Here is a 21,959-nt window from a genome sequence, read left to right on the forward strand (position 1 = left end):
TAGCGAAAACAGTTACACGATAATTATCAGGAGACGCGATGACCGACTTTCCACAGAGCCCGCTGATGGGGCAGATGATGAGCCAGCCTTTGCTCATCTCCAGCATTATCCAGCATGCCGACCGCTATTTCGGCGCCAATGAAATCGTCTCGCGGCGGGTGGAGGGCGACCTGCACCGCTATACCTACAGCGAGTGCCACAGCCGCGCCCGCCGGCTCGCCAATGCGCTGGCCAGCCTCGGCGTCAGGATGGGCGAGCGGGTCGCCACGCTGGCCTGGAACGGTTACCGCCACATGGAAGCGTATTACGCCGTGTCCGGCGCCGGCGCCGTGCTGCATACCATCAATCCGCGCCTGCATCCGGACCTGATCGCTTACATCGCCAACCATGCCGAAGATCAGTACCTGCTGTTCGATACCTGCTTCCTGCCGCTGGTGGAAGCGGTGGCGCCGCTCAGCAAGACGATCAAGGGCTACATCGCCCTGTGCGGCCGCGAGCACATGCCGCAGGACAGCAAGCTGCCCAACTTGCTGTGCTACGAAGAGCTGCTGGCAGCCAGCCGGGACGATTTCGAGTGGCCATTGTTTGATGAGAATTCTGCTTCCAGCCTGTGCTATACCTCCGGCACTACCGGCAACCCCAAGGGCGCGCTGTATTCGCATCGCTCGACCGTACTGCATTCGCTGGCGTCGGTCATGCCGGACACTATGAACATCTCCGGCCGCGACGCCGTGCTGCCGATCGTGCCGATGTTTCATGTCAATGCCTGGGGCTTGCCGTATGCAGTACCGCTGACCGGCGCCAAGATGGTGTTTCCGGGACCGGGGCTGGATGGCAAATCCCTGTATGAATTATTCGAGCAGGAGCAGGTCACCATTTCTGCCGGCGTGCCGACGGTCTGGCTGGGCCTGCTCAACCATATGGAACAGCACCAGCTGCGTTTCTCCAGTTTCAAGCGCACCATCATCGGCGGTTCTGCCTGTCCGCCGGCGATGATGAAGAGCTTGCGCCATCGTTACGGCGTGGAGGTGGTGCATGCCTGGGGCATGACCGAGATGTCGCCGTTGGGCACCACCGGCAGCCTGCAAACGAAACATCTTTCCTTGCCGCTGGAGCAGCAGGAGCTGCTGCTGCAAAAGCAGGGCCATGCCATCTACGGCGTCGACATGAAGATCGTCGACGACCTCGGCAAGGAACTGCCCTGGGATGGCGTCACTTACGGCAACCTGCTGGTCAAGGGACCGTGGATCGTCGCCGGCTATTTCAAGAACGAGGGCGGCGATGTGTTGCAGGATGGCTGGTTCCCCACCGGCGACGTCGCTACCATCGACGGCGACGGCTACATGCAGATCACCGACCGCAGCAAGGATGTGATCAAGTCCGGCGGCGAATGGATCAGCAGCATCGACCTGGAAAATATCGTGATGGCGCATCCGGCGGTGCAGATGGCGGCCTGCATCGGGATTTTTCATCCCAAATGGGACGAGCGGCCCTTGCTGGTGGTAGTGCGCAAGCCCGGCATGGAAGTCAGCGGCGCCGAGCTGTTGAGATTTTTTGAAGGCAAGATCGCCAAATGGTGGACCCCGGATGACGTCGCTTTCGTCAATGCGTTGCCGATCGGCGCCACTGGCAAGCTGTTGAAAAACAAGTTGCGCGAACAGTTCAAGGCCTATACCTTACCGACCGCCTGAAGCGCAGAATCCTTTAGTTCAGCCGGATTTATTCAAATTCGCTGGGCTGCTTCCATGGCACCCGTCCGGTCTGGACCTTGATGGCGGCGCGGTCACAATGGCCTGGCTGGTCGTCGAAAAACATATGCGGTTTGAACGCCGCCAGCACGTCCGATTTGACGATGCCGCCCATGAAGAAGGTTTCGTCGATCGCTACATCCCAGGCGCGCAAGGTGCGTATCACCCGCTCGTGGGCCGGCGACGAACGCGCGGTGACCAGCGCGGTGCGAATAGGCGCCGCGTGGCCATCCGGGTTCTTGAAGTTGTTCTGGATGTAGGACAGCGCCAGCAGCAGCCGCGCAAAAGGGCCCTGCGGCAAGGGCAGCAGGGCGTTCTCGCGCTCATGCCGCTCAAATGCCTCGATTCCCTCGTTCTGGTAAATTTTTTCCGACTCATCGGAAAAGATCACGGCGTCGCCATCGAAGGCGATGCGGATCTGGTCCAACTCTTCCATGGCGTTTTCAGGCATCTGGTAGAGCAGCGCTGCGGCGGTGCCTGCGTTGACTGCCGCTTGCACATCGTCCTCGTGCAGAGAGAGGAACAGGCTGACATTGAAAGCCTGCAGATAGGGCGCCAGCGAAGCGCCGCCGGATAACACCGCGCGCGTGATATCGAGCTCGTAGTGCTTGATGGAATTGAAAATGCGCATCGAGGTTTCGCTGGAGTTGCGCGACATGACGACTACTTCGACAAAGCGCTGGCCGGTCAGCTGGTTCAGTTTCAGCAAGGCCTTTACCAGGGCAAAACCGGCTCCCGGCTTGAGAACCTGGTTTTCATTGAGCAGCTGGTGGCGGCGATAGGCCTCCAGCCCTTCCTGGCGGAAGATGGCTTCCTCGATTTCCAGATCGAACAATGCGCGGGATGAAATCCCTACGACCAGCAAATTTTCCAACGACTGCGGCATGAATGGTGCTCTTCAGGTGAGTAGCGACAGCGCTCATTATAGGCCCCCGCGTGCTTGTCGGCGGGCGCGTCTGGCGCGGCCGGTGTTCCCGCCTGTTACGTTACACGTTACGTATCGTCGGCCGCGAAACGCTTTCAGTGCGAACTACCGAGGGACCTTTGGATATTGCTATTAGTCATTGATTTTTAAGGATTTTTTCTATTTTTCAACAATTTTGATGACGCCTGGTATGAGCCGGTTCACGCGGTTTTCCGGCTGGCACGCTCTTTGCGCAAAGAAAGTAAGCATAGCTGTCATTTGAGTCGTCACAAAAGGGAGATAGATCATGAAAGCATCGAAAAAGAGCGGTTTGCTCACAGCATCATTGTTACTCACTGCACTGCTCACCGGCTGCGGCGGCAGCGGTAGCTTGCTGGGGAACGCCGGCGGCACCACTGCCGGCACTGGTCCTGGCGGCGGCACTACGCCGACCACGCCAACTACCCCGACTACGCCAACCACCCCGGTCACCCCGGTCACGCCAGTGACACCAACTGCCGGCGCGTCCAACCTTGTATCGAATCTTGGCACCACGGTATCTTCCGTGGGCACAGCGGTTGATGGCGCCGGCAATACCATCGTCAGCCAGTTGCCGTTGACGCCCGGCACCAAATCCGCACTGGGTGGCCTGGTCGACAACGCCAGCGGCATCGTCACCGTGCTGGGCGGCGGCTTGACCAATGGCCTGGGTCAGATAGGTACGGCACAAAATCCGGTTGGCATCACTGCCGGCAGCGTTGGCGGCGTCGTGGCCCAGGTCGGTGCCACCGTGAACAGCGCCGGCCAAGTGGTTTCCAGTCTCGGCAGCAGCGGTCCGCTGAGCGCCTTGGCGCCGGTGACGACGCCGGTAGGCGGCCTGGTCAGCACCATCGGCAATACCGTATCCGGCACCGTGGCACCCATCGTTACCACGGCCTTGACTACCGGCCCCGTACAACAGCTGACGCAAACAGTCAGCACGGCAATTGTTCCCCTGACTAATACCGCAGGCACTCTGCTGCAAACCGTTGGCAATGCGACGGCGCTCAACCAGCCGGCCAATCTGCTGCTGGGTACGCTAGGCGGCACGGTCGCCAATGTTGGCGCCGGCCTGACCGGTTCCGGCGTGCCGGTGGTCAGCAATCTGGGCCCGGTGGTGACTAACACCGGCAAACTGGTGGGCGGCTTGTCGACCAACGGTATTACCGGCACCGGCCAGCCGCTGTTGGGCAGCCAGACCGGCGGTATCCTGCAGCCGGTTGACAACGCCCTGCTGGGCGCACTGGTCGGACCGCTGGCACCTGTGGTCGGCATCGTGAACAGCCTGACCGGCAGTCTTAGCGGCGCAGTCGGCGCTGGCGGGCCATTGGCTCCGGTCACTGGCTTGCTGGGCGGCTTGACTGGTGGGGTTGGCGGCGTCGGCGGCAGCGGTCCTTTGGCTCCGGTAACCGGTTTGCTGGGTGGTTTGACTGGTGCAGCTGGCGGTGCTGGCGGCAGCGGCCCGTTGGCCCCGGTAACCGGTTTGCTGGGTAGCCTGACCGGCGGCGTGGCTGGCGCCGGTGGCGCAGGCAGCGGCGCTGGCAATATCCTGGCTCCGGTGACCGGTCTGTTGGGCGGCTTGGGTGGTACGGTTGCAGCCGGTGCGGGCGGCAGCGCGGCAGCCGGTCCATTGGCTCCGGTGCTCAACCTGGTGGCAGGCTTGACCGGCGGCGTGGCAGTGAGCGCCGGTGGCACTGGCGGCAGCGCCCAAGCCGGCGGCATACTGGGTGGCTTGCTGGGCGCCTCAGTCAAAAAATAAGCAGCGGCAGCGGTAGACGAAAAGCCTTGGTTTTTACCAAGGCTTTTTGTTTGATGGAGGCACAAAACAGTCAAGTGCCGTGCGAGCGGATTGACAACGCATGGCGGAATAAAATAGTTGCACTAAGTGAATTATTGCCGTAGTTTAATAGTGACTTCAGGTCGTGCCTTGGCGACCGCGATGAATAGACAGGTTTTGCCTTCGATAACGAACGAGAGCCGTAGCCGCATGCAACTATTTAAATCGAAGTGCTCCCGCCGCGCCGGACTGATCCTGGCCGGCAGCGCCTATTGGCTGATGACCACGACCGTCCTGCCGGCGCATGCCGATTCGCGCAGTCCGCTGCAAGGCAACCCGACCGATACCTTGCCTAAAGCGGAAGCGCCGGCCAGTTCGACGGTGACCATCAATGTACAGACCCAGCCGGTCGATCCGGCCATGCAGAAACTGCTGGCAAGCCATCTGGTGCCTTCACGTTTCCAGATCGCCGGTAGCAAGACCTTGCCGTTCGAAGAAATTGCAGCGCTGTTCGCGCCAATGGCCAATCGCGACGTCACCGTGGCGGAATTGCTGGCCGCCGCCAACAAGGTTACGCAGATGTACCAGGATCGCGGCTACCCGCTTTCCTTTGCCTTCATCCCGGCCCAGACTTTCGAAAATAACGTAGTTGTAGTCACGGTCGTGGAAGGCTATGTCAGCAACGTCAAGGTAGAAGGCAATCCAGGCGGCAGCGAAGAGCGCCTGAAGCTGATCGCCGAACAGTTGCAGCAGGATAGGCCGCTGCGGCGCGCGACTTTCGAACGGGTCGCCGGCATCCTCAGTCTGCAGCCTGGAGTCAAGATTGTCGCCAACGTGGCGCCGCCGACCACCACCGACGGCGCTGCCGACATGGTGCTGACGGTGAAGCGCAAACCGATCACGGTGGGTGTCGGCGCCGATTACCGGCAGCCGGGCATACGCGGCCTGCTGACCGCTAGCAGCAATGGCTTGACGCCGCTTGGTGAACAGGTAACGGTGAGCACGCTGCAGCCGAGCGGCGAGCAGCATGAAAAATACTATGCGCTGAATTATGTCCAGCCGATCGGTACCGACGGTTTGCTGGGCAAGGTGAACTGGTCAGACTATCGTGCGCAGCCACAGAATACAGCCTTGGCGGCGGTCGATTACCTCAATCAATATCAAACCAAGACCACACACGTTGGCGCTTCTCTCAGCTATCCGGTGATCCTGGATAACACGCATAGCTTGACCGTCACCGGCGGCGCCTACCAGGCTGAAAACAGTCAGCTGTTCACTCGTTCGGTGCCGGCTACACCGATGACATTGGAGTTGAGTTCGCAGGTGCGGGTATTAAGTGCAGAAGCTGCATGGACCGATGTCAAAACAGGCCCGGACAAGTTGCAGCAGACGCGCCAGTTGAATGTCGGTGTCTACAAGGCCCTAAGCTCGCTCGGCAGCAGAACGGAGCAGAGCAACGTCGATTTGGGTTTTACCAAAGTCACTCTACAAGCGGCGCAATCGAACCAACTGCCCGGCGGCTTCGGCGTTGCGGTAGCCGCCAGCACGCAGTACAGCAGCAACATTCTGCCGACATCGGAACAGATCGGTTTTGGGGGGAGATTATTCGGCCTTGCCTATCCTGCGGGCGAGCTGGCAGGGGACAAAGGCTGGGGCGTATCGGCTGAAATAAACCGGCTGTTTCCCATGAGTTACACTTATCTGAAAACAGTGCAACCGTATTTTCTGGTGGACCATTCTCGAGTGTATTCCAATGCAGGTCCTTTGAGTCACGACACTTTGGGCTCTGTTGCGCTGGGGGTACGCTTTTCAGACGGTCATTACTACACTCTGGACCTGTCGATAGCGAAGCCGGTAGCCGATATTCCCATCAATTCCAGTTCGCGATCGCCGCGGGTAAATGCGGCTTATTCCTATCAGATGGATTAAATGCAGATCTGCGCGGAAACAATCGTTTCCTGATCGCGTCAACTGATACGGATTTTTCGTTGCCATAGGCCATTGATCGCCTATTTTCCGATGCGCATGAATGTCCAGCGACTGTTACGCAAACGCCAGCAAATCTGCCGGTCCGGAGCGTTTTCTGATTTCTTTCAAAGCGTCGGAACCGAGGAAATCAGCGTGTGTTTTTTCGATGAATAAAACTATGAAAAATGCACGCCGATAGTTGTTTTCTGAATTTCTTTTTGGAAATTTTTACTTGCTTAGAAGTAAGCATTTTTTTCACAATGTAAAACAATATTTCAAAGAAAAATCGCGGTTCACCTATGAAAACGGGACTAGAGAGAATATTCTAATAATAAGTTTCTTAAGGGAAAAATTTATCTTGAGGTAATTTTTAATCAGGGCTATGCTGATACCGCGTAGTCCGAAATCAGGTGCTGTAATCCGGGGGTAGAACGCGAGTCTATTTCCCGCTGATTGCGATGCCGCAGGCTACCTCTTTAATGCGATGAGTGTTTCTTTGGGAGATCACAATGAACGTCAAATTAATGAAATTTCTTCGGGAAGAAGATGGCGTTACTGCTATTGAATATGGTCTGATTGCCGGCCTGGTTGCGGTAGCAATTATCGGCGGCATCACTCTCTTGGGCGGCAAGTTGCAAACGCTTTTTGCCTACATAGCGGGCCTGTTGCCTACCGGCGCTTGAAAATCCGGCTGATGTGCCTGTCAAGGGCCAGGTGCTGTCCAGCTATTTTCAACGATTAGCTGGACAGAATGAATACGTGCTGGATATGAACTATCTCCTGTTGCTGTTTCTGCTGTTTTGCACTGCCATATTTCTATACGACTATCTGTTCCGGCGCGTTCCAAACAGATTGCTTGTCATGGCGATTGCTGTGCAACTAGGCTGGCTTGCAGGTTCTGGAAATGGATTGAACGGTGTGACATGGATAGGCGCATTCTCTGGGTTGACGGTTGGGCTGCTTTTTTTCTTGCCGCTATACACCTTGCGTGCGATGGCGGCAGGTGATGTCAAGTTCTTTGCCGTGCTTGGATTATTGCTTGGGCCAGGAGCGTTGCTGCCTGTGTTTTTGATAGGTTCATTGTTCGCTGGCGTACATGCTGTCGCGACTCACATATTGCGGATGGGACTGGTGCCGGGTTTGCAAGCCGTCGCGACGCGGCTAGTGCGCTGGCCATTGTGTCGGCGTGTTCTGGAGAGGCGCGGCAGTCGTAGCGGGATTCCCTACGCGGCATACCTGGCTGTAGCGGGAGCGTGGGCTGGCATGCAGAGTGCAGGAGTAATCCTCGGCATTAACTGAGCTGTTGTTTGCATCATGCATGTCAGCACGGCGCGCGTCGGCAATAAGTCGATCGTTTCGGCTGGGAAGATCGGGAGCAGGGATGTATAACAAATATAAGCGCGCAGCTCGTCCAGAGATGGACAGAGGAGCCGGGAACATTGCCCAACGCGGTATTGCCGCGATTGAATTTGCCTTGATATTTCCGATATTCTTCGTAGTGCTGTATGGGATTATCACTTATGTGCTGATTTTCCTGGCCCAGCAATCTCTGGCGTTGGCAGCAGAAGAGGGCGCTCGCGCCGCACTGCGTTATACCACTGCCGATCGCGGCACGATTGCCTGTAACACAGCTAAGCAACTTGTCGGCTGGCTGGGCGGCGGCGGAGGCGCGCCAACAGCGACCTGCACGCCAGTGGGACCGTTCACCTGTGCTTTCCCCGCGGGTACCACCGCACAATGCATCACTGTGAACCTTGTCTACCCTTATGCTGCGCGGCCCTTGGTGCCGCTACTGCTGGGGCCATTAATGCGCGTCGCGGTACCCGCGACTCTGGCGAGTTCAGCGACCGTACAAATTAACTGAGTAAAGCGGCTCACGGGCCTGAAGATTTTTACGCGCATTGCCAATTTTTACCGGTCACAGATCATTGGGCCAATGATTTACCCCTTGCTGGCTTGAATTTGACATGGGAACCACCTTGAACAATCTTTTCGTTCGGACAGGCATCGAGTACACACCATGAATAATCTGACAAAAATTGTTGCAGCGATATTGGTGATGGCTGCGCTTGGTTTGGCATTTGTAGCGTGGTGGCTGGGCAGCCGCCCGCCGCCGACGCTAGCACCGGCGCCAGCGGTGGCCGGCAAGTCTTCGTCCCAGCACTACGAAGTAATCGTGGCGGCGCGCGCACTGGAAGCGGGCAAGGCTATCACTACTAACGACATCAGCCTGGTGACTTTGCCTATCAATCCAGCAGGCGCCTTTGACCAGGCCAGTTCGGTAGTCGGCAAAGTGCCGCTGATTGATATCGGGACCGGCACCCCGATCACCGAGAGTGGTTTGGCCAGCGGTCTGTCAGTCAAATTGGCAGATGGGGAACGAGCAGTGGCGATTCCCGTCGATGAAATTGTCGGTGCCGGCAACCGGGTTCAGGCAGGGGATTATGTAGATGTCTTTTTCACTCTCAAGCAATCCCAGGATATCGCGACGACGCAGTCGCGCTTGCTGCTGTCGCGTGTACATGTACTGTCATACGGAGCAGCGGTGATCGGTACGGCGACGAGCGGCGGTAGTGCGGGAGTTGCACCGGCACAGCAGTCCTCTTCGCAATCCGTGCAAGGAGCGCAAGCATCGACGCAGGGCCAGCAAGCGGCGCGCACCGCCGTATTGGCGACGCAAGTTGCCGACGTCAACCGCCTATTGCTGGCAACCCAGAATGGCAAGCTGACACTGGCGTTGCGCAACCCAAGCGATGAAACCATTTCCGATGTGGCGCTGTTCCCACAGATTCCCGCGGTGCTTGCAGGGAAAAGGGATTTGACGCGCGATCAGCAAGAGGCCCTGAAGCAACCTGACAACCAGGCTTTTGCCGGGATCGAAATGGATGGCCTGAGCAGTGATTCAAAATCGTCGGCCCACAAGCCGGGAGGACGCAGCCTGGCTGCGGCGAGACCAGCGGGTCCTGCATCCGCACGTGGCGCCGGAAATGCAGGAACGGTGGAAGTGATTCGCGGCACGCAACGGGAATCGGTGGCATTTTAAGGCATGGATACATTCGAACGACCGGTTTATATCGATAACAGGACGACGCGTAACTCATGAAAATTCACGACCTATTTCTGCCATTGTTATTGAGTGCAAATGTCATCCCTGCAATCTCGATTGCAGCTGCTGGCGCTGCGGATATTTCGTTGGGCGCGCGGGAACAGCAAACCTTGCCGGTAGCCGGTACGCTGGAACGGATTGCCATTGCCGATCCGGAAGTTGCGGATGTACTGATGGTGAAGGGGAGCGGAGGCAAGAGCGGAAGTGTGATTTTGGTAGGAAAAAAGCCAGGCAACACCACCTTGACGGTATGGTCTAAAGGACTGCCGGCCAGGACCTGGCGGGTGAAAGTGCAAGGCGATTTGCAGGCGGCGCTGGCGGGGCAGCCTGGCGCTGAAATACAGGTGCGCGGCGGCGCCGGCCTGATCAGCGGCCAGGCGCCATCATTGCTGGATCATTTGAGCAGCAGCGCGGTTGCCGCCGATGCGGTGGGCAAGGGAAAAGTGCTCGATATTTCCAGTATCGACGGCGGCAATGTAGTGCAGATAGATGTCAAGATTGTCGAATTCAGCAAGACGGTACTGAAGCAGATCGGTTTTGATTTCGGCGCCAGCGTGAAGCGCGGCGGTTTCAGTTTCAATCTCGGCAGCAACCTGGCTTCCAATGGCGGCCTGAGTACGGTGCCAGGCACGGGGGCGGTCAGTTTGCTGACTTCATTGACGCGCGGGAATTTCAGCCTCACCAATAATTTGAAACTGGTCGAAACCAATGGCCTGGCCAGAGTGCTCGCTGAGCCTTCATTGACCGCTCTCTCGGGACAGAGCGCAAGCTTCCTGGCGGGTGGAGAACTGCCGATTCCGCAATCTGCCGGCCTGGGTTCCATCACCATCGAGTACAAGCCTTACGGTATCGGCTTGACCGTATCGCCGACCATATTGTCGAAGGGCCGGATTGCATTGAAGGTCGCGCCGGAAGCCAGCGAACTGGATTATACCAACGCCATCATTTCCAACAATGTATCGATTCCTGCCATCACTACCAGGCGCGCCGATACCACGGTAGAACTGGGCGATGGCGAAAGCTTCATTATCGGCGGCCTGGTATCGCGCACGACCAAATCCAATGTGGCAAAAATTCCGCTGTTAGGCGACTTGCCGATCATCGGCAGCTTTTTCCGCAACATGAACTATACGCAGGACGACAAAGAACTGGTGATCATCGTTACGCCGCATGTCGTGCAGCCGATTGCAAAAAATGTACCGCTGCCATTGCCCGGTGAAAACGAACGCCGCAATACAGCAGGTACTGCATGGGGAAGCTATTTACTAGGGGGAGCGAGCCGAGACGAGTTGCCAGGGTTTTCGAAATAAGCGACAGCCATTTTTGGATTACATGATGAACGCTCGTAACAAAGCATTGAATGAACTGACGTCGCTCAGCCGTTTCGTCTTCTGCTCACGCAACAGCGCGCAGGCAGAATGGCTCGGTGCAGCGCTTGGAAAGTGGGGCACTCTGCTGCAGGAAAAGGCAGATGTGGCTGAACTGTTGTCGCGTATCGCCGAACTCAATCCCTTGCTGGTCCTGCTGGATTTTTCCGGGGTTGAGCAGATACACGATCATGCCGGCGTGCTGTCGCTTGATTCGGTCAGCAGTACTGCGCACGCGGTTGAACTGGCGCGCGCCTTGGGCAAGACTCTTCCTTCGCTGCCATTGGTCGCCGTCGGTTCCATGGCTTTTCCTGAAGGCACGGTAGCGGCATTGCGTGCCGGCGTCAGCGATTTCATCGATGTCAGCGCCTCCGAAGACGAAGCGCGCGAAGTGGTGCAGCGTGTGCTGGCGAAGGCAGCCGCGCGGAATCCTGCGCCAGTCAAGCGCGGCCAGCTGGTGACTCTGCTCGGTGTCCGTTCCGGCATCGGCACCAGCACCCTGGCGGCGCATCTGGCTGACATGATTCAGCAGCGTAACGGCAATCAAGGCGGCAAGCATGCTGCCACCGACAGCCGCGTGGCGCTGCTCGATCTCGGCCTGCCTGCCGGCGACGGCAAGCTGTACCTGAGCGCCAACGGCAATTTCGACTTCGCCGAAGCGGTACGCAACCTGCGGCGCTTCGACGAAACCCTGGTGCATACCGCACTGCCGCGCAGCCCTGGCGGCGTCACTGTGATTTCATTGCCGCACAGCCTGAGCGAGATGCGTACGGTCTCGCATCACGATGCCCTGGCTTTGCTGGACCGCCTGCGCCTGTATTTCGACGTGCTGATTGCCGACCTTGGCGGCTTCACCAACCACGAATTCATCGCCAACCTGACCGGCGCTGCCGACCAGGTATGGCTGGTGACGGATCAGAGCGTCGGCGCGCTGGTGTCGCTGGCGGGCACCCTGCAAGAATTGAACGGCCGCCATCCGGACGACGGCAAGCGCCATCTGGTGGTCAACCGCTACGACGACCGCTTCGGCATGGGTGCCAGCCAGATTGCGGAACGCTTCAAATTGCCTTTGCTCGCCACTTTGCCGGAGCGCACGCTGAAGCTGACTTCCAGCGCCAACCGCGGCAAGCTGCTGCATGAGGTGGCTCCCCATGATGCATACGTGCGGGCGGTGGACGGCTTGATAGACGGCTTGCTTAGCCATGCAGAAACGGCGCCGCACAAGCAGGGCGTCGGGCGCTGGCTGCCGAAAATCCTGTTGAGGAAATAGACCTGTATTCGTATTGATGCAAGCGTGATTTAGACCGATCTGCGCCGCCACCCCTTATCTGTCTGCACAAAATGCAAAAGACAGGCGGGTGCGGCCCCCTGATGAAAGACGGGAGACATAAACGTGAGTAACCAGATTGAATTTGCAGATGACGACCAGACCTTCTCGAATACCCAGGAATTCCAGGATATCAAGACGGCCGCCTACGATCATCTGCTGACGCGGATCGAGGAGCTGGGGGCGGAGTTCGGACGCTGGTCGCGCAGCGCGATCCAGCAATTCGTCAATCTGGATGTCGACGGCTTCGTGCGCCTGCAACGCATCCCTCTGAATGAATCGGAAGTGCGGCAGATTGCCGATGCCCTGACCAAGGAGTTGGCGGGACTGGGGCCGCTGGAAGACCTGCTGGCCGACGTGACGGTCGAAGATATCCTGATCAACGGCTATAACGATGTATTCGTTTCGCGCCACGGCATCTTGCAGCGTGAGACGCTGCGCTTTACCGATAATGCGCACTTGTTGCGCATCGTCAGGCGCATCCTGGCGCCGCTGGGCCGCCGCCTGGATGAGTCGAACCCGATGGTCGATGCACGCCTGCCGGATGGCGGCCGTCTGAACGTCGTCATCGAGCCGCTGTCGGTGGACGGCCCGATGGTATCGATCCGCAAATTCCGCAAGGAACCGCTGAAACCTACCGATCTCCTCAATCTCGGCACCATGAATGACGAGATTTACACGCTGCTGGATAACGCCGTCAAGGCGCGCTGCAATATCCTGGTATCGGGCGGCACCAGCTCCGGGAAAACCTCTCTGCTCAATGCACTAGCCTTTTTTATCCCGGAAAAAGAACGGGTCGTCACGGTTGAAGATACCGCAGAACTGTCGCTCAACCATCCGCACGTAGTACGGCTGGAATCGCGTCTTGGCGGCTTTGAAGGCGCCGGCGCTGTCAGTATCCGTGACTTGATCCGCAACAGTTTGCGCATGCGTCCTGACCGTATCATCGTAGGTGAAGTGCGCGGCGCCGAAGTTCTGGAAATGCTGCAGGCGATGAACACCGGCCACGACGGTTCGATGGGAACGATCCACGCGAACACGCCGCGTGAATGTCTTTACCGGATTGAAATGCTGGCCGGCTTTGCCGGCTTCCAGGGCAGTGAAAGCAGCCTCAGGCGGCAGATCGCCGGCGCCCTCGATTTCATCGTGCAGATCGGCCGGCTGTCCAACGGTCGCCGTCGCATCGTCTCGATTACAGAAGTGACCGGCATGGGGGACAACATCATCACCCTGCAGGAACTGTATCGGCACGAAAGCTTTATCGGCCCGGATGGCGAAGAAGCCGATCGCTGGATTTCTTTAGGCATCTTCCCGCATGCGCCCAAGCTGCAGCGGCAACGGCAACTCGGCCAGCAAAGCAGCGGTAGTCCGAATACCGGCGGTCCCGGTTCCAGCACCAGTGGCCAGGCGGGGAGGCGCTAGTCATGCACATCGCGCTCTGGCTGCTTGCCGCCGCCCTGCTGCTGACCGGCAGCGCGCTATGGCTTTGGCAGCGCGCGCAGTACCGGACACAGCAAGATGTCAGCGCTGCGTTCGTGGATCGGCAGATTCAGGGCATGCAGCCACTCCAGCAACAGCCGCAGAACGCGGGGCAGGTATTGCAGCAACCGCACTTGCCGTCGGAAGCGTTGCGCAATTTCTTTTTGCGCGCCGGGATCCAGCATCCCAGCGGGAAATTGTATGTGCAACTGGTAGTGCCCGGGATTGTGCTGGTGTTGCTGGCCTTGATACTTGGCGGCTGGCTGTCGGCATTGGGAACCGCATTGCTATACGCCATGCTGGTGGTGTTCTATTTTTGGCTCAGGACTTCAAAAATGCAACGCACCCTGATAAGGCAGTTACCGGGATTCCTGGATACTCTGGTGCGCCTGGTTGCGATAGGAAACAGCATTGGTGCTGCATTCCAGACAGGTATCGGCAGCACCGAAGGACCGCTGCGGGTCATTCTGGATCGCGCCAACAGGCAGGTGCAGGCCGGTGTCGATCTGGAGCACGCATTGCGCCAGCAGGCAGCGGTCTATAAATTCAAGGAGCTCGATCTTGTTGCAGCGGTAATTGGTATTTCTTCCCGATTTGGAGGTCGCTCCGATGTGGTCCTGGAACGCATGGCGGCATTCATGCGCGACCTCGAGCATGCGCAGAATGAGATGGCTTCCTTGTCAGCGGAAATCCGCTTGTCGGCGTGGATCATGGCGATTTTGCCGATCGCCATTGGTATCTTCCTGATCATTTTTAATAACAATATGTTTGTCGGCATGTGGGAAGACCCGATAGGTAAAAAAATGCTGCTGGGTGCGGTAGTGCTAGAGATAGTTGGCGGCTACTTCCTGTATCGGCTGGCGAAATCGATTTAGCCGCGTGGCTGATGTTTGGCGTTATCTGAGACGGAAATATAGTGGACAAGACACAACACATGCTGATCGTCCTGGCCGTACTGCTGTTTGCGGCCGCCCTGTTGTTGATTGGAGTCGCTTTGTTGGCCAGGGGCCGGCGTTTGCAACGCAATCTGGAGACGGTCGATGAAAAAATAGCCTCGCACGATCGCCCTGCGGCGATGCCTGGCGCTGTTGCCACCCCGCCAGGTTGGCGTGAACGGCTGATTGCGCTCAGTGCGAATTGGCTGGAGACGCCGGTAGGCAGGGCGCTGGTGGCGGAGGATGACCGGCATTTGCTGGATCAGTGCGGTGTCAACGACATGCGAGGGAAAGCGCTTTTTTTTGCGGCGCGGGTGGTGCTTGCTGTCAGCTTGCCGCTGATCGGTTTGCTGTTTTTCGAGAATGGATTCCTTTCAATATTGCTGATTCTTTTTGTTGGCTTCGCCTTGGGATATATGTTGCCGAAGTGGGTAATGCAGCGCTCAGCCAGCAAGCGCCAACGCCAGGCTGCTGAGGAATTGCCCTTGTTGATCGACTTGCTGCGCTTGCTGCAGGGGGTAGGGCTGTCGGTTGATCAAAGTCTGCATGTGATTGAAAACGAATTCAGAAGTGTCTTGAAAGTGTTGGGTGAAGAACTGGCCATCGCGGGTCGTCAATACAGTACCGGACGCAGCAGAGAGCAGTCGATGCGGCGCTTTTCCACAGTGTTCGACAACGAGGACCTGCACGCCATATCACGCCTCCTGGTGCAGGTGGAACATCATGGCGGGGCGGTGCAAGAGCCGCTCAAGCAGTTCAGCGAACGGGTTCGGGAACAGCGCAAGCTGGACATGCGGGAAAAGATCGGGAAATTGACGGTGAAGATGACAGGTGTGATGGTCCTGACCTTGCTGCCGGGGCTATTGGTAATTACGGGCGGAGTGGGCTTTCTTGCAGTGCTACGCGCCCTGTCGAAAATGGGAGTGCCTGGATGATTTTTTTTAGCAGAACGTCAGGTGCAAGGAGTTTTGCATCAAGAGGGCGTTATTTCGAAAACTGGATATTTCCCTTTGCCATTGTGCTGTGTTCAGCGGCTTTGAGTGGTTGCGCCAGCGATGCGGCAAAGATATATGCGCAACAAAACGAAGCTGCTCAACTGCGCCAGCAGGCCGAGGAAAAAGCACCGACGCCTGACAACAAGGGCATGTATCTGGATTTGATCTTGCAAATGCAGGATGAGGGAAGGTATTTCGCGTCGCTAGCGCATATCGATGCCTACGAACAGAAAAATGGCAGCACGCCGGAGCTGCAACGTTTGCGCGCGGACGCGCTGCGTGAAACCCGGCAGAGTGCGGCTGCAGATGCTGCCTACCGCAAGTTGCTGAGCTCGACCGAAGCGGGGCGGCCTGGCATGGCCTGGGTTTGCTGGCAGCCCAGAATGGGGATTACCCGGCCGCGATGACGGCACTGCGCGAAGCTGCCAAGCGAGAGCCCACCAATCCGGTGATATTGAGCGATCTTGGTTTTGCCATGTTGCGCAGTGGGGATGTCACTGGCGCGCGGGTGCCGCTGGCGCAGGCGGCGGAGCTGGCGCCGGACAATCGCAAGATGATCGGGAATCTAGCTTTGCTGCTGCTTGTCTCCGGTGAGCCTGAGAAGGCGCGCCAGGTCATGGATAAAGCTGCCTTGCCGGCGGAAAGTCGCACCAGGATATATGGCCTGGCGGCAGAAATCGGCCAGCGGCAACCGGCGGTGGTGACGTTTCAGCCTGCTGATGCCGCCAAGGGCGGCGTCAACAGCGCCATCGTCCCCACATCTAAAAGCATGAGCCCGGTACCTTTGCCGGCAATGCCGTTTCAATCGATGATGGACCGCTTCGGTAACGGCGGATGAACTCCGACAAGATCGTTACGCAGTTAAATTTTTGCTCAAGAGGTAGAAAATGAAAGCGCAAGGAATTTTCGTTCAGCGGTTCTTTCTCGCAGGGTCGATTTTGCTGGCGGCAGCCGGAATGTCGGAAGTGTATGCGCAAAACATGACGCCGCTCACTGGCGCTCTTTTGCAGGAACCTGTTTCTAACGTGAATGCCACGGCGCCGGTTGCCAGCACACCAAGTGCCAATTATCAACAGGCGGCAGCCAGCGCCGCGGTGCCTGCGCAATCGCCATCCGCAGCTGAACGCCCCGAGCAAGCCCCCCGAGTTCATATCGGCGACGTTACGCGCACGCTTTTGCAAGCACAGGCCGATGGGCGCGTCGCCGGCGCACGTCTGCCGATGCTGGGCGCGACGGCGGACGTCAGCTGGCAGCGCTACCTGGATAGTTTCAAGCATCCGCTGCCAGAGTTTTATGAAAACAAAGTAACAAAGAAGCAGTCAAATTAATCACCTAATGCGGACAACGACAGCAAACTGTCGCCAACCTATCATGAACCCACGCCTGGACCTCATTGCTGAGCGACTTTCATCCACTGGACAATGCCGGGATGCGATGCATCGACGACGCGGTTCTGTGGCCGTGATGGCGGCGATCTTTCTGTCAATTGTCATCATCCTGTTTTCGTCGATAGATATCGGCTACATGTTCTACATGAAGAGGAACTTGCAGAAAGCAGCGGATCTGGCGGCGTTGGCCGGCACCCAGCAGCTGGTTAGCACGCCGCTGAACGGAAATCCAACGACATGTTCAGCAGGCGATGGGCCGGTACTGGCCGCGATAGGCAATGCTCGGACCAATGGCTTTTCGACCGCAGCGCCGAATACGATGGCCAATGCGATTACGGTTACTTGTGGCCGCTGGGATCCGGTCGCCAATGCTGCCTCCGCGCCCAGCTACTTTGCCCCGCCGATTGCCGGAGCGGCATTGAATTCGGTGCGGGTGCTGCTTACACAGAACGTTCCTGCCTTTTTTGGATTGGGAACGCGGACGCTGAGCGCCCAGGCGATTGGATCGGCTAGCGATCCCTATGCGGCGTTTTCGGTAGGGTCGAAACTGTTGCAGGTCAATGGCAGTGGGGCCGTACCTGGTTTGTTATCCGCATTGGGACTCAATATCAGTGGTACCTCCTTAGTTTCTTACCAGGGTCTGGCAAATGTATCCGTGACGCCAAACGGGTTGCTGCAGGCACTGGGATTTCAAATACCATTGCATGCCGATGTCGGGACGGTGACAAACATACTGAAGGCAAACACTAGCGGCTGTAGCAATGGCATGTGTACTTTGCAGGCGATACTCGGCGCCATTACCACCGTTGGCGGCCAGCAGAATCTGGTCAATACCCTTGGTGGGCTAGTAACGGTGGGGCAGCTGAATGTAATGATTCCGCTATTGGCTGACCCGGTTACCGGAAAGGGGGGGCTGTTTGCATTAATTAATACCGCCGATGCGCAGTCTGCCTTGAATGCAAATCTGAGTGCCTTGAATGTAGTAAATACAGTAATAGGAATAGCCAATAGTCACCATTTTGGCAACGTGAATTTAGGCGTGTCGCTACCAGGCGTGGCCAGCGTGACAACTTTGGCCGGTATCGTGGAACCCCCGTCGATCGGGATTGGCGGCATTGGAACGAAGGCATACACATCACAAGTTCGGTTGTATACGCGTATTCAAAGCAATCTGTTGAATTTGGGCTTGTTGAAAGTTGATTTGCCGTTGATTATCGATGTGGTAAATGGGCTCGGCACGCTGACGGATATGTGTACCACAAAGGATGGTAGCGGCAACGATCTGGCTACGATTCAGGTACAGGCTCCGATCTTGAGTCTTTGCGCCGGTAGTATGAATAATGCAGTTGACGGCAACACGGTGTTCTCTACCAACAATGCTTGCAAAGCGAATTTGACGAACTGGCCAATGGTGAATGTGCTAAATGGGGCCCTTGTCGTAAATAAGGCAATTGCAATTGATGGCCTGTCGAACCCCACCAGCGTCACATTGTATAAAGGGCAGACGAAGACAACCGGGGCTAACAACCTTCCGATCGGGACGACATTATCGAATGTATTCAATGCGATTATTGGTGCCTTGGCTGGTAGTTTGCTGGGTGGTAGTGGCGTCAATAATTCCAATTTGGCGACTGGCTTATTGAATGGGCAAGCGCTGGGGCCAGCACAGACCATGGTGACTAATTCCCTGAGCAGTCTGAATTCATTTGTATCCAGCCTCAACTCCAGCGTCACCGGAATACTCGGGAACCTGCTGTCGGTGAATGTACTCGGGATCTTGACCAATGTGGGTGGCTTGGTTACTAACTTACTTAATAGCATCGGACAAATTGTGAGTGGTCTTTTATGCCTTGGCAATAGCCAATGTATTTTGTCCAATCAACTGGCCGGCAGCCAAAGCAGTGGCGGCACTAGCATTTCTAATGCTCTGATTACTACCTTGGGTATGCTGGTCAATCTGCTGCAACCGATTTTGAATGTTGTAGGTGGTGCTTTGTCGACAGTTCTCAACAATTTGCTGGGAATCCAGTTAGGCTTGGTCGATGTCAATCTGATGGACCTGAATTGCGGAGGCACCAGCGTCAAGCTGGTTTATTAATCAAATGGATATGCAACACATCTAACTATGACGAACAAGCAACAAGGAGTGGCCAGGGCGGCGTACTTATTAGGATTCGAGCGTTTCATCGCCCCCGTCCTGATCAAGTTGATCTATTGGATCGGAATAGTGGCGATCCTAATTGCCGGCGCCAGCAGTTTCGTCAATGCCAGCAGCGAAGGCATCGGCCGCATGCTGCTGACCCTGGTGGCGTTGCTGCTATCCCTGCTGATCTGGCGCTTGCTCAGTGAGCTCGGCATCCTTGCATTTAATATTTACGAACGACTGGTTGAAATCCGCGACCTGATGGCGCGCCAGGCGCCCGCGCCGGCAGCCATCCGGCCCGCGCTGCCTGAGAGTGACTGAAAGAGATGACCATGCAAAACAAGCCTTTGCAAGAAAGTCTCGATATCTACATATGGGAAGGCAATTCCGATATTGCCGACCGCATTTCGCTGTGCCTGGCGAGTTTCGATATCGAGGTGATCCGCGCCGACGGCCTTCCTGTCACGCGTGACCAGGTGTCGTCGCGGCCTTCGATCGCCGTGATTTCCGTGACCGTGATTGAGCACTCAGAGTTTTCTGCCGACGCCTGGCAGAAATCGCATGGCATGCCGGTGATCTGGGTGGCGGAGGTGGGGCGGGCTGCCAATCCGCGCATCTATCCGGTCGAGTATTCGCATATCCTGATGCTGGATTTCACCTGCGCCGAATTGCGCAAGCTGGTGTTCCGACTGGCCTCCGAGCTGCACGCCAGCGCCAGCGCCGACCGCATGCCGCAGCCGCTGATCGCGCAATCGGAATCGATGAAGACGCTGGTGGCGGAAGCCGAGGCGTTTGCCGATTGCGAATCGAGCGTGCTGATCATGGGCGAGACCGGCGTCGGCAAGGAGCGCATCGCCCAGTTGCTGCATCAGCGTCACGGCCGCTATCGCCACGGGCCGTTTGTCGCGGTTAACTGCGGCGCCATTCCTGACGGTTTGTTTGAGTCGCTGTTTTTCGGCCACGCCAAGGGGGCTTTTACCGGCGCCTTGCTGGCCCACAAAGGTTATTTTGAACAGGCTGACGGTGGAACCCTGTTCCTTGATGAAATCGGCGATCTGCCGCTGTACCAGCAGGTCAAGCTGCTGCGTGTGCTGGAGCAGAGCACGGTGACCCGGCTGGGCTCGCAAACCGAGGTCAAGCTGGATTTCCGGCTGGTGGCGGCGACCAACCGCAATTTGCGCGAGCAGGTGCAGCAGGACATGTTCCGCGCCGATCTGTATTACCGGCTGGCCGTGATCGAGCTGCGTGTGCCGAACCTGGAAGAGCGCGGCAGCGCCGACAAGATCGCGATCTTCAGCAGCTTGCTGGGGCAGACCTACGAAGACATCCCGCCGCCGCCGGAATGGCTGCTGGAACTGGTCGCTGCCGCAAAATTCGCCGGCAACGTGCGCGAGCTGCGCAATGTCGCGGAGCGGGTCGGGATCATCTATCGCCAGCTCGGTGTCTGGGACCGTACCCGCATCGACCGCGTCTTCGATACGCTGGGCACGATGGAGCGCTTGGTGGAGGGTAATGACCTGACTGCGGTCCGCAAGAAATGGGACATGGCGGAACGCAGCCGGATCCTGGCCGTATTGGACGCCAACGGCTGGCGCCGGCAAGATACCGCGCATGCGCTTGGTATCAGCCGCAAGGTGCTGTGGGAAAAAATGCGCAAATTCCAGATTGCCGATACCGAGGCGATCGGCGAGGCTGAATAGGCGGCCGGATAGCAAACCGGCTGCAGCGGCGTGTCCGACGCCGGTTTTTCTTCTCATTGACGCGATTTTAGGCCTTGTCCATGGGCAATCTGCCCGCTGCCGATGGTAAAATAGGCAACAATAGCGTTTTAAGTAAAAACAATGCCCAGTAACAACAAAATTGCAGATAAAATTGACTGCATGGTGCATGCTTGTGTCGACAATAAAACTTAATGTTAGCGAAGGAATCAGGGGATGAAAGTAACTGTACGCAATGCGGTTCGCGGTTTAGGACTGGGATTGTTCTTTGCCGGCTTGTCGCTCAATGCAATGGCGCAATCGTCTAGCGTCAGCCAGGCACCGGCAACCGTTGCTCCTACCCCTGCTGCCAGCGTTAAGGCGACACCCAGCGGCAACAGCACCATCACCGAATTGCAGCAGCTGATGCAGAGCCAGGGCGTGAGCGAATTGCGTACCACCTACAACGGCAATTACGGTTCCAGCCTCCTGTTCAAGCCTGACAACCGTACTTATTACGTCGCCCTGTTCCAGCAAAAGAATTTCTGGCGCGTGGTCAAGACCACCTCCGATATCCAGGCTGAACAGATCTACAAGAGCTTCGTCAGCCAGACCGAAAAACTGGCGGCGATCGACATCCGCCGGATCCAGCTGGAAGCTGAAAAAACATATACCGAACAGCAGATCGCCAGCCAGGAAACCCGTCTCAGCGCCCTGCAGAACGATCTGGTCGTGCAGCAGCAGCAAGAGCAGAATGTGAACGCGCAGCAGGAACAGGCGCGCCAGCAAGCGCAAGTGCTGAGCAGCAAGCAGCAAGCTGCGCGCAGCGAATTGCGTGCCTTGCAGAACCGTATCCGTACGTTGGAATCGCAGCAGACCATCATGGATAACAGCGGCTTCAGCGCGGACAAGACTACCAGCAAATAAGACCTGGATTTCACACCAGGCCATTGGCCTGGGCGTCAGCTTGAAAATGAAACGAGATGCGTAGATTTACGCATCTCGTTTTTTTTTTGCCTGTCGCATGACTTATATTTTTTGTCGCTTGATCACAATCGGCACCCGACCCCAAATCCCACAATGCTT

20 protein-coding genes are annotated in these 21,959 nt (G+C 57.2%); 19 read left to right on the forward strand and 1 reads right to left on the reverse strand.

Annotated elements, in window-relative coordinates:
- The first annotated feature begins 38 nt into the window (after positions 1-38).
- Positions 39-1,691 (forward strand): 3-(methylthio)propionyl-CoA ligase, encoded by a 1,653-nt coding sequence (locus CPter91_RS04630; protein WP_061937552.1) that lies wholly within the window; start codon positions 39-41, stop codon positions 1,689-1,691.
- A 28-nt stretch (positions 1,692-1,719) separates the two neighbouring features.
- Here the strand turns inward: CPter91_RS04630 and CPter91_RS04635 are convergent, their stop codons facing one another.
- Complete coding sequence (locus tag CPter91_RS04635; protein ID WP_061937555.1) at positions 1,720-2,634, reverse strand: 5'-nucleotidase; 915 nt, start codon at positions 2,632-2,634, stop codon at positions 1,720-1,722.
- Between the two features lie 325 nt (positions 2,635-2,959).
- On the opposite strand from CPter91_RS04635, the gene CPter91_RS04645 reads away from it, so the two are divergent.
- The 18 genes from CPter91_RS04645 to CPter91_RS04730 all read left to right on the forward strand — a co-directional run bounded on the left by CPter91_RS04645 (position 2,960) and on the right by CPter91_RS04730 (position 21,800).
- The gene (locus CPter91_RS04645) at positions 2,960-4,450 is read left to right on the forward strand and encodes a collagen-like triple helix repeat-containing protein (RefSeq protein WP_082792612.1); all 1,491 of its coding nucleotides are present in this window, start codon (positions 2,960-2,962) and stop codon (positions 4,448-4,450) included.
- A gap of 228 nt (positions 4,451-4,678) precedes the next feature.
- Positions 4,679-6,397 carry a ShlB/FhaC/HecB family hemolysin secretion/activation protein gene (locus tag CPter91_RS04650; RefSeq protein WP_167595127.1) on the forward strand — a complete coding sequence of 573 codons (1,719 nt, stop codon included), beginning with the start codon at positions 4,679-4,681 and terminating at the stop codon, positions 6,395-6,397.
- 548 nt (positions 6,398-6,945) lie between these two features.
- Positions 6,946-7,119 (forward strand): Flp family type IVb pilin, encoded by a 174-nt coding sequence (locus CPter91_RS04655; protein ID WP_061937564.1) that lies wholly within the window; start codon positions 6,946-6,948, stop codon positions 7,117-7,119.
- An 85-nt stretch (positions 7,120-7,204) separates the two neighbouring features.
- A complete protein-coding gene (locus CPter91_RS04660) occupies positions 7,205-7,735 on the forward strand; it encodes a prepilin peptidase (protein WP_061937567.1) in 531 nt (176 codons plus the stop codon).
- Positions 7,736-7,853: 118 nt separating this feature from the next.
- Positions 7,854-8,300, forward strand: coding sequence for a TadE/TadG family type IV pilus assembly protein (locus CPter91_RS04665; RefSeq protein WP_061945838.1), 447 nt, complete (start codon positions 7,854-7,856; stop codon positions 8,298-8,300).
- A gap of 156 nt (positions 8,301-8,456) precedes the next feature.
- On the forward strand, positions 8,457-9,479 hold the full coding sequence (gene cpaB / locus CPter91_RS04670; RefSeq protein ID WP_061937569.1) for a Flp pilus assembly protein CpaB: 1,023 nt from the start codon (positions 8,457-8,459) through the stop codon (positions 9,477-9,479).
- A 56-nt stretch (positions 9,480-9,535) separates the two neighbouring features.
- On the forward strand, positions 9,536-10,852 hold the full coding sequence (locus CPter91_RS04675) for a type II and III secretion system protein family protein (RefSeq protein ID WP_061937572.1): 1,317 nt from the start codon (positions 9,536-9,538) through the stop codon (positions 10,850-10,852).
- 22 nt (positions 10,853-10,874) lie between these two features.
- Positions 10,875-12,179: a CpaE/TadZ family protein gene (locus CPter91_RS04680; protein ID WP_061937573.1), complete on the forward strand. Its 1,305-nt coding sequence runs from the start codon at positions 10,875-10,877 to the stop codon at positions 12,177-12,179.
- Positions 12,180-12,302: 123 nt separating this feature from the next.
- Positions 12,303-13,658: a TadA family conjugal transfer-associated ATPase gene (locus tag CPter91_RS04685; RefSeq protein ID WP_061937577.1), complete on the forward strand. Its 1,356-nt coding sequence runs from the start codon at positions 12,303-12,305 to the stop codon at positions 13,656-13,658.
- Between the two features lie 2 nt (positions 13,659-13,660).
- The gene (locus CPter91_RS04690; protein ID WP_061937579.1) at positions 13,661-14,590 is read left to right on the forward strand and encodes a type II secretion system F family protein; all 930 of its coding nucleotides are present in this window, start codon (positions 13,661-13,663) and stop codon (positions 14,588-14,590) included.
- A 59-nt stretch (positions 14,591-14,649) separates the two neighbouring features.
- Complete coding sequence (locus CPter91_RS04695) at positions 14,650-15,585, forward strand: type II secretion system F family protein (protein ID WP_061937583.1); 936 nt, start codon at positions 14,650-14,652, stop codon at positions 15,583-15,585.
- A complete protein-coding gene (locus CPter91_RS04700; RefSeq protein WP_150119620.1) occupies positions 15,582-16,052 on the forward strand; it encodes a hypothetical protein in 471 nt (156 codons plus the stop codon). The genes CPter91_RS04695 and CPter91_RS04700 overlap by 4 nt, the downstream gene beginning before the upstream one ends.
- A complete protein-coding gene (locus tag CPter91_RS04705; RefSeq protein ID WP_167595128.1) occupies positions 16,013-16,483 on the forward strand; it encodes a tetratricopeptide repeat protein in 471 nt (156 codons plus the stop codon). Before CPter91_RS04700 ends, CPter91_RS04705 begins: the two co-directional genes overlap by 40 nt.
- A 49-nt stretch (positions 16,484-16,532) precedes the next feature.
- Positions 16,533-16,973, forward strand: a complete 441-nt coding sequence (locus CPter91_RS04710; RefSeq protein WP_082792613.1) for a DUF3613 domain-containing protein — start codon at positions 16,533-16,535, stop codon at positions 16,971-16,973.
- Between the two features lie 43 nt (positions 16,974-17,016).
- Positions 17,017-19,131 (forward strand): pilus assembly protein TadG-related protein, encoded by a 2,115-nt coding sequence (locus CPter91_RS04715; protein ID WP_167595129.1) that lies wholly within the window; start codon positions 17,017-17,019, stop codon positions 19,129-19,131.
- A 27-nt stretch (positions 19,132-19,158) separates the two neighbouring features.
- Positions 19,159-19,497: a DUF4282 domain-containing protein gene (locus CPter91_RS04720; protein WP_061937597.1), complete on the forward strand. Its 339-nt coding sequence runs from the start codon at positions 19,159-19,161 to the stop codon at positions 19,495-19,497.
- Positions 19,498-19,508: 11 nt separating this feature from the next.
- A complete protein-coding gene (locus CPter91_RS04725; RefSeq protein WP_061945840.1) occupies positions 19,509-20,876 on the forward strand; it encodes a sigma 54-interacting transcriptional regulator in 1,368 nt (455 codons plus the stop codon).
- Between the two features lie 234 nt (positions 20,877-21,110).
- A complete protein-coding gene (locus CPter91_RS04730; RefSeq protein ID WP_061937599.1) occupies positions 21,111-21,800 on the forward strand; it encodes a DUF2968 domain-containing protein in 690 nt (229 codons plus the stop codon).
- Positions 21,801-21,959 lie beyond the last annotated feature (159 nt).

Origin of the sequence: Collimonas pratensis (genome assembly GCF_001584185.1) — a bacterium.
GTDB lineage: Bacteria > Pseudomonadota > Gammaproteobacteria > Burkholderiales > Burkholderiaceae_D > Collimonas > Collimonas pratensis.